Annotated in this window: 15 protein-coding genes; 9 read left to right on the top strand and 6 right to left on the bottom strand. The window is 63.8% G+C overall.

Annotation, left to right across the window (positions count from 1 at the left end; genetic code table 11):
* Nucleotides 1–51: 51 nt before the first annotated feature.
* On the bottom strand, nucleotides 52–306 hold the full coding sequence (locus VF769_RS14355; RefSeq protein WP_331009110.1) for a hypothetical protein: 255 nt from the start codon (nucleotides 304–306) through the stop codon (nucleotides 52–54).
* A gap of 89 nt (nucleotides 307–395) precedes the next feature.
* On the opposite strand from VF769_RS14355, the gene VF769_RS14350 reads away from it, so the two are divergent.
* Nucleotides 396–905: a SixA phosphatase family protein gene (locus tag VF769_RS14350; protein WP_331009109.1), complete on the top strand. Its 510-nt coding sequence runs from the start codon at nucleotides 396–398 to the stop codon at nucleotides 903–905.
* On the opposite strand, the gene VF769_RS14345 is transcribed toward VF769_RS14350, so the two are convergent.
* Together VF769_RS14345 and VF769_RS14340 are read right to left on the bottom strand one after the other, a co-directional pair.
* Nucleotides 902–1,441: a hypothetical protein gene (locus tag VF769_RS14345; RefSeq protein WP_331009108.1), complete on the bottom strand. Its 540-nt coding sequence runs from the start codon at nucleotides 1,439–1,441 to the stop codon at nucleotides 902–904. The genes VF769_RS14350 and VF769_RS14345 overlap by 4 nt on opposite strands.
* A 62-nt stretch (nucleotides 1,442–1,503) precedes the next feature.
* On the bottom strand, nucleotides 1,504–2,127 hold the full coding sequence (locus VF769_RS14340; RefSeq protein ID WP_331009107.1) for a helix-turn-helix transcriptional regulator: 624 nt from the start codon (nucleotides 2,125–2,127) through the stop codon (nucleotides 1,504–1,506).
* 167 nt (nucleotides 2,128–2,294) lie between these two features.
* On the opposite strand from VF769_RS14340, the gene VF769_RS14335 reads away from it, so the two are divergent.
* Nucleotides 2,295–3,359 carry a quinone-dependent dihydroorotate dehydrogenase gene (locus tag VF769_RS14335; RefSeq protein WP_331009106.1) on the top strand — a complete coding sequence of 355 codons (1,065 nt, stop codon included), beginning with the start codon at nucleotides 2,295–2,297 and terminating at the stop codon, nucleotides 3,357–3,359.
* On the opposite strand, the gene VF769_RS14330 is transcribed toward VF769_RS14335, so the two are convergent.
* Both VF769_RS14330 and VF769_RS14325 read right to left on the bottom strand, forming a co-directional pair.
* Nucleotides 3,360–4,031: an ABC transporter substrate-binding protein gene (locus tag VF769_RS14330; protein ID WP_331009105.1), complete on the bottom strand. Its 672-nt coding sequence runs from the start codon at nucleotides 4,029–4,031 to the stop codon at nucleotides 3,360–3,362.
* On the bottom strand, nucleotides 4,028–4,963 hold the full coding sequence (locus VF769_RS14325; RefSeq protein ID WP_331009104.1) for a VacJ family lipoprotein: 936 nt from the start codon (nucleotides 4,961–4,963) through the stop codon (nucleotides 4,028–4,030). Before VF769_RS14325 ends, VF769_RS14330 begins: the two co-directional genes overlap by 4 nt.
* A gap of 259 nt (nucleotides 4,964–5,222) precedes the next feature.
* Here VF769_RS14325 and VF769_RS14320 point away from each other — a divergent pair, with 259 nt between their 5' ends.
* Genes VF769_RS14320 through metH form a run of 5 tightly spaced genes read left to right on the top strand, consistent with a single transcriptional unit; the run spans nucleotide 5,223 to nucleotide 11,491 of the window.
* Complete coding sequence (locus tag VF769_RS14320) at nucleotides 5,223–6,200, top strand: metalloregulator ArsR/SmtB family transcription factor (protein ID WP_331009103.1); 978 nt, start codon at nucleotides 5,223–5,225, stop codon at nucleotides 6,198–6,200.
* Entirely contained in the window at nucleotides 6,197–7,105 is a 909-nt protein-coding gene (gene metF / locus VF769_RS14315) for a methylenetetrahydrofolate reductase [NAD(P)H] (protein ID WP_331009102.1), read from the top strand. The genes VF769_RS14320 and metF overlap by 4 nt, the downstream gene beginning before the upstream one ends.
* Nucleotides 7,102–8,163: a homocysteine S-methyltransferase family protein gene (locus VF769_RS14310; protein WP_331009101.1), complete on the top strand. Its 1,062-nt coding sequence runs from the start codon at nucleotides 7,102–7,104 to the stop codon at nucleotides 8,161–8,163. The genes metF and VF769_RS14310 overlap by 4 nt, the downstream gene beginning before the upstream one ends.
* A complete protein-coding gene (locus VF769_RS14305) occupies nucleotides 8,163–8,843 on the top strand; it encodes a class I SAM-dependent methyltransferase (RefSeq protein WP_331009100.1) in 681 nt (226 codons plus the stop codon). The genes VF769_RS14310 and VF769_RS14305 overlap by 1 nt, the downstream gene beginning before the upstream one ends.
* Nucleotides 8,840–11,491: a methionine synthase gene (gene metH / locus VF769_RS14300; protein ID WP_331009099.1), complete on the top strand. Its 2,652-nt coding sequence runs from the start codon at nucleotides 8,840–8,842 to the stop codon at nucleotides 11,489–11,491. Before VF769_RS14305 ends, metH begins: the two co-directional genes overlap by 4 nt.
* Before the next feature lie 89 nt (nucleotides 11,492–11,580).
* On the opposite strand, the gene VF769_RS14295 is transcribed toward metH, so the two are convergent.
* Entirely contained in the window at nucleotides 11,581–12,117 is a 537-nt protein-coding gene (locus tag VF769_RS14295; RefSeq protein ID WP_331009098.1) for a hypothetical protein, read from the bottom strand.
* Between the two features lie 214 nt (nucleotides 12,118–12,331).
* Here VF769_RS14295 and VF769_RS14290 point away from each other — a divergent pair, with 214 nt between their 5' ends.
* A complete protein-coding gene (locus VF769_RS14290) occupies nucleotides 12,332–13,171 on the top strand; it encodes a class I SAM-dependent methyltransferase (protein ID WP_331009097.1) in 840 nt (279 codons plus the stop codon).
* A 99-nt stretch (nucleotides 13,172–13,270) separates the two neighbouring features.
* Complete coding sequence (locus VF769_RS14285) at nucleotides 13,271–16,099, top strand: pitrilysin family protein (protein ID WP_331009096.1); 2,829 nt, start codon at nucleotides 13,271–13,273, stop codon at nucleotides 16,097–16,099.
* Nucleotides 16,100–16,130 lie beyond the last annotated feature (31 nt).

Raw genomic sequence — 16,130 nt, 5'->3', positions numbered from 1 at the left:
AATGGGCGTTCTGCTTAAACCGCCCAAGCGCGCGATGCCAAATCCGGCGGCTTATTCCGGCTGCGATTTGCGCCCGAACAGGCGGTCGCGGAAGCGGGCGAGCGCCGCGCGGCGCTTGGCCAGGAAGCCCCAGCCAAAAACGCCCGCGGCGACCCAGAACAACGCCTCAAGGCTCAGCGCCGCGGCGGTGACGATGCCAGCCCAGATCGGCAGGCTCGGGCGGTTGAAATAAGCGAACCCCAGCGCGCCCCACGTCAGAATGACAGCGGCGACGGCGATGCCCAGGATGACCCAACGTACTTTCATGATGCTCTCCTTTGGCCCTGAGCAGCCACGGGGCGGCGGGGCGGATGCAGGGCGTTGCGATTTTTTCGAAGCACGGCAAAGTCCGCCCCATGCGAACCCTGATCCTGATGCGGCACGCCAAGGCCGTCCGCGCCCACGAAGCCGACAGCGACGAGACGCGCGGCCTGACCGGGCGGGGCAGGCGCGAAGCCGCCGCCGCCGGCGCCGCAATGGAAGATGCAGGGCTAAAGCCGCAGGTCGCGCTCATCTCCACCGCCAAGCGCACGCGCGAAACCGCCGAACACGGCTTGCAGAATTTCGCGCTGGAGAAGCGCTTCGAGGATGCGCTCTATCACGCGCATCTCGAAGGCATCTGGGATGCGTTCAGCGCCAGCGATGCGGAGAGCGTCGTCATCGTCGGGCACAATCCGGGCATTGGCGAGCTTGTGTCGAAGCTGGTGCATCAAGCGCATGACGGCTCAAAACTCGCGCGCGAATTCAGCGGGCATTTTCCGACGGCCGCCTTCGCCGCCTTCGAAATCAAAGGCGATCTCCTCCGCGCCGCTGGCCCCACCCTGATCGCCGCCTGGAAACCCCCGCGCGATCGGGATGACGATTAAGGCAAGAAGGTCGCTTCGCCCAATTCTCCATCGCCGACGCTGCGATCGGCATACGCGTACGTCGTCCCGTTCCATTGCCAGAGCGGGAAGGAGAAGCCAGGCCCGCCATCGGCGAGATCGCGCACGCCGTTCGTACGTGTCGGCAGGATCACCAGCGCGCCGCCGCGATCGGCATAGACTTCGCGCAAGCGCGCACCGTCGCGCACATAAAGATAGAGAAGCGAGCCGTCGCCATAGCATGACGCTGTGGTCGGCCCGCCGCCCATGGCGAAGAGAATGGCCGTGCCCGCCGCGCCGCCAAGATCGGCGCTCAAAAATTGCGGCGTCGACAGCTCGCCGCACTCGTTCATCACATCGCCGCGCGCATTGGGCGTCATGCCAAGCAAGGCAAAGATCGCGGCTTTGTCAGCGTCGGTGATTGCCGTGCTGGCCGACGTTGCGCTCGGTTGATCGTCAGCATCGGCGGAGGCGCCGCTGTCGTTGCAAGCCGCGAGCGCAAGACAAAGGCATGCGATGATTGTTGTATTAAAGCGCACGAACGTTTCTCCCTGCGCGAAAGCTACAGGAATACGTCCCCAGGTCCCAAGGATAATCGCTGTTACTGGCTCGCCCAAAGGATACGCGCGATCCAATCGATGTCGGAGACAGGCAATTCGCGCGGCTTATGCGCGGGATTGAGCGAGGTGAGTTCGATCGTCTGATCGTTGCGACGGCCCAGCACTTTCGCCATCACTTCGCCCGCGCGTGTGCGCACGACAACGCGATCGCCGCGCCGCACCGCAGCCCCCGGCTGCACGATGACGACGTCGCCTGCGCGATAGGTGGGCTCCATGGAATCGCCGGCGATCTCGAGCGCGTAGACGCGGTCTTCGCCCAAATCAGGAAAGCGCACGGTTTCCTCGGCGCCGACAGGAAATCCATTCTCATCGAAGAATCCGTCAGCGCCCGCGCGCGCCATGCCGACGATAGGAATGGCCCGACCCGCGCTGCCAGGTTTGCCCGCGAGCAGCGCCGCGAACTCATCCCAGCTCGTCTCGGCGGCGGCGAGTGCGCGCGCGACGCTTTCGGTCGAGGGCCAGCGCGGTTTGCCGTCCGGCGCCTGGCGCTTGGATTTGTTGAACGTGGTGGGGTCTAGGCCCGCCGCGCGCGCGAGGCCCGAAGCCGACATGCCCCGCCGGGCCGCCACCGCATCAATCGCGCGCCAGATTTGGGCGTGGTTCATGGGGCGTGAGAATAGCGCACGCGGAAGGACTTTCAACCCATAAATAGGAAAAATATCCGAAACGCCTACTATGGGTTGTGCCGCTCGCCTTTGGCGGTTTGTGTGGGCTGTGGCCGCGCCCGCGTGCTAGGCGACAGCGCCATCAGAATCGGCGAAGCGCAAACGTCTTGAGCATTTTACACGACCTCGCCACCGGCGCGATGCGCTGGCTTGAGCCTGAGACCGCACACGAGGCGGCGCTGTGCGGTTTGCGCGCGGGGTTTGGCCCGCGCGTGCGCGCCGACAAATTTCCCCGCCTGAAGACAAGGCTCGCTGGCCTCGATCTGCCAAACCCCATCGGCATGGCCGCGGGCTTCGATAAGAATTGCGAAGCGCCTGATGCGTTGCTCGCGTGCGGTTTCGGCTTTGTCGAATGCGGCACCGTCACGCCGCGCGCGCAAGAAGGCAATCCGCGCCCGCGCATTTTCCGATTGAGCGAAGATCGTTCGGTGATCAATCGACTGGGCTTCAACAATAAGGGGCTGGAATACTACGCTGATCGCTTGGCCGCGCGCGCAAACAAGTCGGGGATTGTCGGCGCCAATGTCGGCGCCAACAAGGAGAGCGCCGATCGACCGGCGGATTACGTCGCGGGCATGGGGCGCGTCTGGAAATGCGCGTCCTATGTGACGGCGAACATTTCCTCGCCGAACACGCCTGGCTTGCGCGGCCTGCAAGAACGCGGAGCGCTGGAAGATTTGCTCGGCCGCCTACGCGAAGCGCGCGCGCCACTGGAAGCCGCGCATGGCAAGCGGCCGCTGTTCTTGAAGGTAGCGCCCGATCTCGATGAAACCGCAGTGCGCGACATCGCTGAATTGGCGCTGACATACGAGCTCGACGCGCTGATCGTCTCGAACACCACGCTGCAGCGGCCCGATCATCTCACTTCGGACAATCGCGAGGAAACAGGCGGCCTTTCAGGTCAAGCGTTGTTCCATATTTCGACGCAGGTGTTGCGCCAGTTCGCGCAGGCGCTGAACGGAGGCCTGCCTCTGATCGGCGTCGGTGGTGTTGAAAGCGGCGTCACCGCGTTGGCGAAGATTCGCGCCGGCGCCAGCGCCGTGCAGCTCTATTCCTCGATGGTTTATGTCGGCCCGAGCCTTGTTGCGCGCATCACAGACGAACTCGACGGCCTCTTGGCCGCCGAGGGTGTCGATTCAATTGCGGAAATGGTCGGCGCGGATTTGCGCTGATCAGGAATTGCGGGCCACGACGCGCTGCCGCAGGGAGGCGGTGAGGCTGCGCAATTCCGTCATCAGAGCGCGGATGTCGCCATTGTTGCGATCGAGCTGGGCCAGGAAATCGCGCTGCTGCTGTTGCGCCAACCAGATCTGGTTGCCCTCAATCAGGAGCGACACGTCGACGACTTTCCAAACGTCTCCGGTGCGCAGCAGGCGCCATTGCACCAATTGCGCACGCCCGCCGCCACGCGGCGTGAGTTCGGTGTTGACGATCACGTCGCGACCGGCGACGCGCTCGGTGGAGTCGGTCACGCGGATGGCGGCGCCGTTGAAGCGGCCGAGGCGGTCTTCATAAACCGCGATCGAATAATCCTGGAACGTGCGCGTCCACTCAGCGCGTAGCGCCGCGTCGCTGCGCAATTGCGCGCCGTAGCGTCCAAGCACGAAGCTCGAAATGCGCGGCATATCGGCAAAGCGCGCCATCAGCTGATCGAATTGCGCGCGGCGCTGCGGCGTACCCACGCGCGTGTCGGTTAGCGTGCGAAGCGCAGCTGTCGCGTTCGACTGAACGAAGTTTTCTGCGTCCGCGTTGCGCGCAGCATATGCGTCCGGCGCCGCGACGAGCAGGCCAAGTCCCATCATTCCAGCAAAGAATGTGGCGCGGGTGATGGGGCGGGTCGTCACTTCTTCTCTCCTGTAGTGGCGTGCGATGTGGGTTTTGTTTCGCTGGCGTCCAAGAGGTTCGCCGTGACCGGCGTCTCGATTGACGCTGAGTGTTGCGAATATTCCCCACTGTCCGGTTGGCCCGGATCGTCGCTTTCTAAATTCTCATCAAAATCCGGCAAATCCTGGACGTCCGTCCGCCCGTTTTGGATCGCGCTCTCACGCAACAATTCGTAGGAGGAGCGGAATGTCGAATACGGATCGAGTGAATCGCGTCGCACATCGTCGACCGTTTCGAGCAATTGCTCGCGCACCGAAACGCCCGTGAGCACGCCGCGTGTCGCGCGGAAGGCGCCAGCGTCATCGCCCTCAAGATAGGAGAGCGGATCAAGCACGGAATCGATAATGCGGCCTGTCGTGTCGCGTACGTTACTCGGTCCCATCAGCGGGACAAAAAGATACGGGCCGGCGCCCACGCCCCATACGGCCAGAGTCTGGCCGAAGTCTTCATCGTGGTATTCTAGCCCCATCGATGCGGCGGGGTCGAACACGCCGGCGATGCCGATCGTTGTATTGAGAACGAAGCGCGCGGCGGTGGTGGCGCCGCGCTCGGCTTCGCCTTGCAGAACATCGTTCGCGAAAATCACCGGACCGCGCAAATTGCGCAGAAAATTTCTCACGCCGCTCCGGAGAGGGCTGGGCGTCACGGCGCGATAACCGCGCGCGACCGGCTCCAGCACGGCTTGATCCACGCCTTCGTGCACGGCGAACATCGATCGGTTGAAGCCTTGCCAGGGATCGCCTGCCGAGGGCGCGGCGACAGGCTCCGCCTGAGCCGGCTCGACCTGAGCGGTCGCGGGCGCCTCGATAACTTCCGGCGCCTCCTGGGCGTGCGCCAGGGCAGGCCCCGCCAGGGCGGCGGCCAACGTAATAAGAGCGATATTCCCCCGCATTCGCAGACGCCTCTTCTAGGTCCACGCGCACATAATGACGGCTTTGGGTTAATCAACTTTGGCTTTACCGCATATGAACGCAGCTTGAGAATGATCGTTCATTTCGCGGTCGCGATACCGTCGTTAACAATCGGAATTTAATTAGAAAAAGAAGACCGATGCTTTCGCGCCACAGTCGAGTTTGAATTTGCGGGCGGAGTCGTGGGTGCGTGTGCGAATGGGGCTTCACAACGCGTCCGCGTCGATGTCATATAAAGACATGTTTATATCTCCAACTCTGCCTGTGCCTGAGCGGCGCGACGCCGAACGCGTCGTCACGGCGCTGCGCGCGGCGGGCGAGCAGACGCGATTGCGCGCGCTGGCGTTGCTGACAGAGGGGGAATTGGCGGTGGGCGAATTGGCGCAGGCGCTGGGCCAAAGTCAGCCGCGCGTCAGTCGGCACCTGAAGCTGTTGACGGAAGCGGGGCTCGTGGAACGGGCGCCAGAGGGCGCGTGGGTCTTCTATCGCTTGCCGCGCGCGCACACCACGGAGCGCCACCTCGCTGACGCGACGCTGGCGATGCTCGATCCAAGCGATCCGGTATTGGCGCGTGACCTCGAGCGCTTGAACGCGATTCGCGCCGCGCGTGATGCGGCGGCCGCGGAATACTTTGAGCGCAACGCAGCGGATTGGGATCGTGTACGCGCCTTGCACTTGCCCGAAGCAGACATTGACAGCGCCGTGCTCGCCGCCGCGGGCGAGGGCCCCTTTGAGCTGATGGTCGATGTCGGCGTCGGCCAAGGCCGTATGATCCAATTGTTCGCCGATCGCGTGCGCCGTGCGGAGGGCTTCGACAGGTCGCGGCAGATGCTGGCGATCGCGCGCGCGTCATTGGGCGATCTCAAATCGAAAGCGGCGGTGCGGTTTGGCGACGCCTACGCGCCGCCGATCGAGGCGGGCGTGGCCGATCTCGTGACGATCCATCAAGTGCTGCACTTCTTGGCTGATCCCGGCCGCGCGATTGGCGAGGCCGCGCGCGTGCTGAAGCGCGGCGGGCGTCTGGTGATTGTCGATTTCGCGCCGCATCAATTGGAATTCTTGCGCGAGGAGCACGCGCATCGCCGGCTCGGTTTCGCCGATGCCGAGATCAAGGAATGGTGTGACGCTGCTGGCATATCGCCGGTGAAAGCAACGACTCTCGCGCCGGACAAGCGGGAAGCGCTGACTGTGAAGATTTGGGCAGGGGACAAGACATGAGCGCGCACGCGCACAATCTCATCGCCGAAGCGGCGGAACGGCTCGGGCGGCCGCGCGTGTCGTTCGAATTCTTCCCGCCCAAGACGGAAGCGCTTGAAGCGCAACTCTGGGACTCGATCCGCAAATTGGAGCCGCTCAACCCGAGCTTCGTCTCGGTGACCTATGGCGCCGGCGGCTCGACGCGTGATCGCACGCACCGCACGGTGGCGCGCATCGTGGAAGAAACCGCGCTGAAGCCTGCCGCGCATCTGACCTGCGTCGGCGCTAGCCGCGACGAAATCGACAGCGTCCTGCGCGATTATTGGAGCGCGGGCGTGCGCCATATCGTGGCGCTGCGCGGCGATCCGCCCGGCGGCGTCGGCACAGCGTATACGCCGCATCCAGAGGGCTATGCGAGCGCTGTCGACTTGGTCGAAGGGGCCAAGCGGATTGGCGATTTCGAGATATCGGTCGCGGTGCACCCAGAGAAGCATCCGGCGTCACTCACCTGGGCGCACGACATCGAGAATTTCAAGCGCAAGCTCGAAGCCGGCGCTACGCGCGGCATTTCGCAATTCTTCTTCGACGCGGACGTGTTCCTGCGCTTCCGCGATCGTTTGGCGAGCGCGGGCGTCACCGCGCCGATCCTGCCGGGCATCATGCCGGTCACGAACGTGAAGGGCTTGCGCAAGATGGCCGAGGGCTGTGGCGCGTCACTGCCGGCTTGGCTCATCCGTTTGTTTGATGGCTTGGACGACGATCCGGATACGCGCCGCCTGGTGACCGCCGCCACCACGGCGCAACTCTGCGCGCAGCTGGCGGCCGAAGGCGTCGAGGATTTCCATTTCTACACGCTGAACCGCGCTGACCTCACGCTGGCGATCTGCCGGATTTTGGGCGTGCGCGTGCAGGAGCAAGCGGCATGAACCGCGATCAACGTATTGCGGCGCTGAACGCCGAAATGGCCAAGCGCATCCTCACGCTCGACGGCTCTATGGGCGCGTATTTGCAGGGCTTTGGTCTGACGACCAATGACTTTCATGGCACGCGCTTCATCGAGCATCCGATGTCGCTGAAGGGCAACAACGATCTGCTCGTGCTGACGCAGCCCGAGACGATCACGAAGGTGCACAGCGCCTATCTCAACGCCGGCGTTGACATCATCAGCACCAACACGTTCTCGGCAACGCGGATCAGCCAGGCGGAGTACGCGCTGGAAGACGTGGTCTATGAGATCAATGTCGAAGCCGCGAAGCTCGCGCGCGATGCGTGCGATGCATACGAAGCGAAGGATGGCCGGCCCCGCGCTGTGGCTGGCGCGATTGGGCCGACGACGAAGCTGCTCTCGATGTCGCCCGAAGTGGGCGATCCGGGACGCCGCGACAGCGATTTCGATACGATGGCGAAGGGTTACGAAGAGCAGATCCTCGGCCTGATCGAAGGCGGCGCCGATATCCTGCTGATCGAGACGATCACCGATACGCTCAACGCCAAGTCCGCACTGTGGGCCGCATGGGAAGCGTTCGACAAGACAGGCGTGGAATTGCCGCTGTGGGTCAGCGGCACGATCACGGATCGCTCGGGTCGCACGCTCTCAGGGCAGACCGTCGAGGCGTTCTACAATTCGGTGCGGCACGCCGACCTTTGGGCGATCGGTTTGAATTGCGCGCTCGGTCCGCAAGATATGCGTGCGTTCCTGGCGGATTTGTCGCGCGTGGCGGAGTGTGCGGTGAGCGCCTATCCGAACGCCGGCTTGCCGAACGCGATGGGCGCCTATGACGAGACGCCGCATTCGATGGAAGCGCATTATGCCGAATGGGCGCGCGCCGGTTTGCTCAATATCGCCGGCGGCTGCTGTGGCACGACGCCGGAGCATATCGAACACATGCGCCACGCTGTTGAAGGCGTCACACCGCGCAAGCCTGCGGCGCACGATGGCCGTTTGAAGTTGGCGGGCCTTGAGCCTTTCACGGCGGCGGCGTGATGAGTGCGATTATGTTCAATGCCGAAGCGGCCAAGAGCTACGACGATGGGCCGCGCCGGCTCGTGCCCGGCTATGTCTTTTTCCAGAATCTGATCGCGCAAGTACTTGCCAGCGAGTTGAAGGACGACGCCTCCATTCTGGTGATGGGGGCGGGCGGCGGCGCTGAGCTGATGGCGATCGGCGCGGCGCGCGAGAGCTGGAAGCTAACTGGCGTCGATCCGTCGCCCGACATGCTCGCACTGGCCGAAGGCAAGTTGCGCGCGGCGGGCTATGCGGCGCGCACTTCGCTGGTGCCGGGCTATGTCACGGACGCGCCCGAAGGTCCGTTCGATGCGGCGACCTCATGCCTCGTCGCGCCTTTCGTTCCCGATGATGGCGGCAAGCTCGATTATTTCCGCCAATTGCGCCGGCGCATGCGGCCAGGCGCGCCCTTGCTGGTGGTGGAAGGCTTTGTCTCTGACGCGCCGGGCGGCTTCGATCGTTACATGAAGTCCTACATGATGTATGCGCGTCTCAATGGCGTTGCGCAGGCGATGCTTGACCGCGCCGTCAGCGCGCAAGCCAGCCTTCACTACATTTCGCTTGAGCGCCAGAAGCAGCTGTTCGACGAGGCCAGCTTCTCCGGCGCCGAGACCTTCTTCCAAGCTTTGCACATTTACGGCTGGATCGCCCGCGCATGACCTCCGCCAATCCCTTCGCCAATTTCGTCATCGTCGGCGAACGCACCAACGTCACGGGCTCCGCGAAGTTTCGCAAGCTGATCGAGGCGGACAATTATCCGGCCGCGCTCGATGTCGCGCGCCAGCAAGTCGAGTCGGGCGCCAATGTGCTCGATGTGAACGTCGACGCGGCGATGATCGACGGGCCGGCGGCGATGAAGCGGTTTCTCAATCTGATCGCGTCCGAGCCGGACATCGCGAAAATTCCGCTGATGATCGATAGCTCCAAATGGGAGGTGATCGAGGCGGGGCTGAAATGCGCGCAGGGCAAGTCGATCGTGAATTCGATTTCGCTGAAGGAAGGCGAGGCGGCGTTCCTCTATTACGCCAAGCGCGTGCGCCGCTTCGGCGCCGCCGCCGTGGTCATGGCGTTCGACGAGCAGGGCCAAGCCGACACCGCCAAGCGCAAGATCGAGATTTGTACCCGCGCCTACAAGCTGCTCACCGACCACGGCTTCCCGCCCGAAGACATCATCTTCGATCCAAACATTTTCGCGGTCGCGACCGGCATCGAAGAGCATGCCGACTACGCCAAGGATTTCTTCGAGGCGACGGCTTATATCCGCAGCGAGCTGAAGGGCGCGCATGTTTCCGGCGGCGTGTCGAACGTGTCGTTCTCGTTCCGCGGCAATGAGCCGGTGCGCGAGGCGATGCACGCGGTGTTTCTCTATCACGCTATCCGCGCCGGCATGGACATGGGCATCGTCAATGCCGGTTCGCTGACGCTGTACGATAATGTCGAACCCGAATTGCGCGAGCGGGTGGAAGACGTGCTGCTCAATCGTCGCGCCGATTCGACTGAACGTCTGCTCGAGGTTGCGGAGCAGGCGAAGCTTGGCGGCAAACGCAAGGAAACCGAGCGCGATCTTTCCTGGCGCGAGAAGCCGGTGAAGGATCGGCTAGCGCATGCGCTGGTGCACGGCATCACCGAATTCATCGTTGAGGACACGGAAGAGGCGCGTCAGCAAGCGGAGCGGCCGCTGCATGTGATCGAAGGGCCGTTGATGGATGGCATGTCCGTCGTGGGCGATCTGTTCGGCGCGGGCAAAATGTTCTTGCCGCAAGTGGTGAAATCCGCGCGCGTGATGAAGCAGGCGGTAGCGTATCTCCTTCCGTACATGGAGGAGGAGAAAGAGCGCACCGGCATGGCCGGCAAGTCCAACGGCAAGATCGTGATGGCGACCGTGAAGGGCGACGTGCACGATATCGGCAAGAACATCGTCGGCGTTGTGCTGCAATGTAACGGCTACGAGATCGACGATCTCGGCGTTATGGTGCCGTGCGATCGCATTCTGGAGCGCGCCAAGGAAATCGGCGCCGACGCGATTGGTTTGTCCGGCCTGATCACGCCGTCGCTGGATGAGATGGTGTTTGTCGCGAGCGAGATGCAGCGTCTCGGCATGAATCTGCCGCTGCTGATCGGCGGTGCCACGACCTCGCGCACGCATACCGCCGTGAAGATCGCGCCGGTCTATTCGGGGCCGACGATCTATGTGACCGACGCCTCGCGCGCCGTGCCGGTGGTGCAGAAACTGCTGGGCAAGGAGCGCGACACGCTGGTGGCGGAAACGCGGGCCGAATATGACGCGACGCGTGAGAGCTATTTCGCCGGCCAGGACAAGCGTCCGCGCCTGCCGATTGCGAAAGCGCGCGAGCGGGCCGCGAAGCTTGCATTCGCGCCGGTGAAGCCCAGCTTCCTCGGCGTACGTGAGTTCCAGAATTTCCCGCTTGAAGAGCTCGTGCCCTATATTGATTGGACGCCGTTCTTTGCGTCTTGGGATCTGATTGGCCGTTACCCGGCGATCCTGGAAGACGACATCGTCGGCGAAGCGGCGCGCAATCTTTATCGCGATGCGCGGGCGATGCTCGATCAATTGGTTTCCGAAAAATGGGTGACGGCCTCGGGCGTGATCGGCTTCTGGCCAGCGAACGCGCAGGGCGATGACATCGTGCTCTGGCAAGATGAAACCCGCAGCGCCGAACTCGCGCGTTTTCACACGCTGCGTCAGCAAATGGACAAGGGTGAGGGCAAGCCAAATTGCGCGCTCTCGGACTTCGTGGCGGCGAAGGGCGCAGATTATGTCGGCGCGTTCGCGGTGACGGCCGGGATTGGCGAGGAAGAGGTCGCCATCCGTTTCAAGCGCGCCAATGACGATTATTCCGCGATCCTGGCGCAGGCCTTGTGCGATCGTTTGGCTGAGGCGTTCGCCGAGGCGATGCACGCCAAAGTGCGGCGCGAGCTTTGGGGCTATGCGGCGGATGAGGCGCTGAGTACCGACGATCTGATCGCGGAAAAGTACAAAGGCATCCGCCCCGCGCCCGGTTATCCGGCGCAACCCGATCACACCGAGAAGCGCACGATTTTCGACCTGCTCGAGGTGAAGCAGCGCGCCGGCATCGATCTCACCGAGAGCATGGCGATGACGCCGCCATCGTCTGTCAGCGGTCTCTATTTCGCGCATCCGCAGGCCGAATATTTCGGCGTCGGCAAAATCGATCGCGATCAGGTCGAGGATTATGCGCGGCGCAAAGGCTGGGACTTGGCGATGGCCGAGCGTTGGCTCTCGCCGATCTTGGCGTACGATCCGCTGTTGAAGGCGAGCGCGTAACGTTCGCGCAGCACTTTGGGCCGCGCGGAGCTTGGCTCGGCGCGGTGTGGGTTTGGATTGAAAATGCTGGCTGGAAGCCGGCGGTCCGATTAGGAGCTATCGGCGGCGAGGATTTCCGGCGTGGCCAGCGTGCGCGCGGCATCGTGCGGCGGGCGCACGGCGCGGATCGCGAAGAGACGCGTGAGGCCGTGGCGCAAGCGGCGGGCGGCGCGCGCGGCCAGTGCGTCGATGTCGTTGAGCGCTTGGACGATGAGGCCAAGGCGCGTCAGCAGATTGCGATGATTGAGGCGGCGACGCAGCCAGACGCCTTGGCCGGCGCGCAGGATGTTGCGCACTTGGGTGCGCCGCGCAAAGCCCACGCCGGTGTGGTCACGCAGTGTGAACGGCGTGCCGCCGCTGCTTGGATAACCGAGCTTGGCGAAGGCGTGCAGCAAGACGATGTTGGCGATGGTCGCGGCGACGCGGTCGAGATTGGTGTAATACATCCGCGCCAGCAAATGGCGTTCGCTGATCTTGCCCAGCGTCGTCGAAAACATCAGCGCCCCCACCCAAGCCAGCATGAGACGGGCCCAGGCGACGAGCCTGGCGTTTCTCTGCGGGCTGAGGATGGGGGACGGTTTTTTCATGCGCCGGATTATGCGGGCGGTGTGAAACCGGTTGAATAGAATCGTCGATCTGGACCACCTGCTTCCAGCCGGCATGCTGCTAAAGTGCAGAGCCTTTGAGCTTCTTGACCTTTCCACCATGCTGGCTGGGAGCCGGCGGTCCGAAGGTGGCGGCGGTCACGCGATCACGCGTATGATCGGCGCACAGGAGCGGGTTCAAGCAACGAGGGTCATGATGTCCGGTTTGCCGATGCAAAAGGAATATTGGAGCGGGCCAGCGGCGGAGCAATGGGCGACGCATGCGGATCGCATCGATGCGATGATGCGGCCGATGACCGACGATGCGCTGAAACTTGCAAGCCTCAAGCCTGGCGAGCGCGTGCTCGATATCGGCTGCGGCTCTGGCGCCACGAGCTTGCGCATGGCGAAAACGGTGCAGCCGGGCGGCGCGGTGACGGGCGTCGACATCTCCCCGCAATTGCTGCAGGTCGCGCGTGCGCGTGCGGCGGAAACCGATTTGCCTGTAAGCTTCATCGAAGCCGACGCGGGTGCGATGCAGCTCGATCCGCACTTCGACCTGGCGTTCTCGCGCTTCGGCGTGATGTTCTTCGATCAGCCGAGCGCGGCGTTCGCGAACATTCGCAAGCACATGCGCGCTGGCGGGCGGATGGTTTTTGTGTGCTGGCGCCCAATTGCGGAGAACGGCTGGGCGATGGTTCCGCTCGAAGCGATCAGTCCGATGTTCGAGACGCCATGGGCCCCGCCGAACATTGATGCGCCGGGGCCGTTCGCGTTTTCCGATCCCGGGAAGATCGAACGCATCCTAAAGGAGGCCGGGTGGAGCAACATCGCCATTGATCGTTGGGATGGCGATAACGTGATTGCCGGCGGCGTGAGCCTGGAAGAGAGCGCCGAGTTTCTGATCCGCATCGGCCCATGCGCGCGGGCGATCGCGGAAAGAAGTCTCGACGTGGCCGAGGTGCGTCGGCGTCTGATCGAGCGGCTCGCGCCGCTGCATAATGGAACCGGGGTGGCGCTGTCTGCGGCGTGCTGGTTCGTTTCCGCGACCGCCTGACGCGCCGTTCGTCCGCCGCGACGCCGCACCCGTCGCAATTTTCTGGCCTATCGTCGCGGCCCGCTGCTAGAAGCGCCCCGATATTCTCTGGGGAAATCCATGAAGCGTTTTATCACCCTGATCGCGGCGGCGTTCGCGCTTGTCGCGTGCGCCACCTCGTCGGCGCCGCAACAGCCGGCTGCCGGCGCACTTGAGGTTGCGCCGCTGCAGTACACGATGCGCACATTGCCGAACGGCCTGCGCGTCTATGCGATGCCGGATGCGAACACGGCCAACGTATCGGTGCAGGTGTGGTATGATGTGGGCTCGGTGGATGACCCGGAAGGCCGCTCGGGCTTCGCGCACTTGTTTGAGCACATCATGTTCAAATCGACGCGCAACATGCCGGAGCAATTCTTCGATCGCCTGACCGAAGACGTCGGCGGCTTCAACAACGCGTCGACCTATGACGATTTCACGAACTATTACGAAGTCGTGCCGGCCAATCATTTGCAGCGCGTGCTGTGGGCCGAAGCCGATCGCATGGGCTCACTCGTCGTCAACGAAGAAAGCTTCGATTCCGAGCGCGACGTGGTGAAGGAAGAGCTGCGCCAGCGTGTGCTGGCGTCGCCGTACGGCCCCCTTTTCTATATGTACCTGAACCAAGCCAATTATAGCGTGCACCCGTATGGACGTCCGGGCATTGGCTCGATCGAGGATTTGGACGCCGCCACCGTCGAAGACGTGCGCGCCTTCCACGCCACCTATTATCGTCCCGACAACGCGGTTCTCGTCGTCGCCGGCAATTTCGATCAGGCGCAGCTCGATGCGTGGGTCGACGAATATTTCGGCGACATCGCGCGTCCGAACCGTCCGATCCCGCGCGATTATCCGACGGAGCCGGTGCGCACGCAGCCGCGTGAATACACGGTCTATCAGCCGAACGTGCCGCTGCCAGCGGTGATGATCTCATACCCGCAGCCGGAATCCACGAGTCCGGATTTGCCGGCGCTTTATGTGCTGGATGCGATCCTTTCGAACGGCGACAGCTCGCGGCTCTATCAGTCCCTCGTCTATCAGCAGCAGATCGCGGCGCAGGTGTTCACCAACCTCGAAGCGACGCAGGATCCGGGCGCCTACAGCATCTTTGCGATCCTGTCGGAGGGGCAAACCGCTGAAGCGGGCCAAGCCGCACTGGCCGCCGAAATCGCGCGCTTGCGCGATGCGCCGGTGACCCAAGCCGAATTGGACGAGGCCAAGAACGAAATCGTCACGTCGACGATCCAAGGGCGCGAAACGGCTTATGGCCGCGCATTTGAATTGGCCGACAGCGTGATCCGTTATGGCGATGCCGCCTATGCGGATCGTCTGCTCGCCGCGATCCAGGCGACGACCGCTGCCGACGTGCAGCGCGTGGCGCGTTCGATCCTGAACGAACAGCGCAGGGTGGTGGTGCGTTACTTGCCGGCGCAAGAAGGCGCGACAGGCGACACGATCACCACCGCGCCGACGATCCAGGCGCGCTCGCTGACGATCCCGCAATCGGAAATCCCGACCTTCACCTTGGCCGCCGAAGGCGAGCGCGAACAGCCGCCGGCCGCTGGCACGCCGGTGAACGCACGCATTCCGCAAACCGCGCAACGCACGCTGGCCAATGGTCTGCGTGTGATCGTGGCGCCCAATCGTTCGCTGCCGCTGGTGAGCGCCGATTTCCGTATCGCCTCGGGCGCCAGCGCCGATCCGTCCAATCGCGCCGGCCTCGCCAGCGTCACCGCGGATCTGCTGAACAAGGGCACAACGACGCGCAGCGCGACCGAAATCGCGCGCGCGGTGGAATCGCTGGGGGCGCAAATCGGCGCGACGGCGGGGCCGGATTCGTCCGCGGTTTCGCTGCAAACCCGCGCCGACCGTGCGGGCGATGCGTTTGCGATCTATGCCGACGTCATCCGCAATCCGACGTTCGCGGGCGAAGAGCTGGAGCGTTCGCGCCAGCAATTCCTCGATGGCTTGCAGGTTGCGCTGAGCGAACCTGGCTCGATCGCCGGCATGGCCATGTCGCGCGCGATTTATGGCAACGCGCCCTATGGCGCGGTGACGTCGCCGACGAGCTTGGCCGCCATCACGCGCGATGACGCCGCAAGCTACCACGCCACGTATTGGCGTCCGGACAACGCAGTGCTCGTCATCTCCGGCGATGTGTCGGCGGAAGACGGCTTTGCTTTGGCGGAGCGCTATTTCGGCGATTGGCCGCGTCCGAGTGCGGCGCTTCCGGCGCGTCCGGATGCGAGCGCGCATGCGGCGCCGGCGCGCACCATCGTTGTCGATCTGCCGGACACGGGCCAAGCCGCTGTGGCAATGGGCTTGCGCGGCGTGGCGCGCACGGATGCGGACTATTTCCCGCTGCTGGTGGCCAACAACGTGCTGGGCGGGGGCTATTCCGCGCGTCTCAACACGGAAATCCGCATTCGCCGCGGCTTATCGTACGGCGCCAGTTCGAGCCTTTCGGCGCGCCTCGCGCCAGGCCCGATCGTGGCGTCGGCGCAAACGCGCAATGACGCGGCGGTGCAGGTGTATGAGCTCATGCGTGCGGAGATCGACCGCATCGGCGATACGCCTACGCCGGAGGCCGAACTCACGGCGCGCAAGGCTGTGTTGATTGGCTCTTTCGGCCGCAGCGTTGAGACGACGTCGGGGGTCGCCGGCCAGATTTCGGCGCTGGCGCTTTATGGCCTGCCGCCGGAAAGCCTTGGGTCCTATGTGTCTGACATTACGAATGTGACAGCTGAGCAGGCCCGCGCAGCGGCCGCGCGCTATTTCGATCCGAACCGCGCGGATGTGGTCGTGGTTGGCGACGCGCAGCACTTCTATGACGGCTTGCGCCGCGTGCGCCGCAACGCGGAGCGTATCCCGGTGGATCAGCTCAATCTCGACAGCGAGACGTTGCGCTAGGGGAGAAAATTCCAGCGTCACGCGAACCGGC

The organism is Vitreimonas sp., assembly GCF_036392335.1.
Taxonomy (GTDB): Bacteria; Pseudomonadota; Alphaproteobacteria; order Caulobacterales; family Aquidulcibacteraceae; genus Vitreimonas.
Note: the sequence above shows the minus strand (reverse complement) of the source record. Positions and strands in the feature narration are given on the sequence as shown.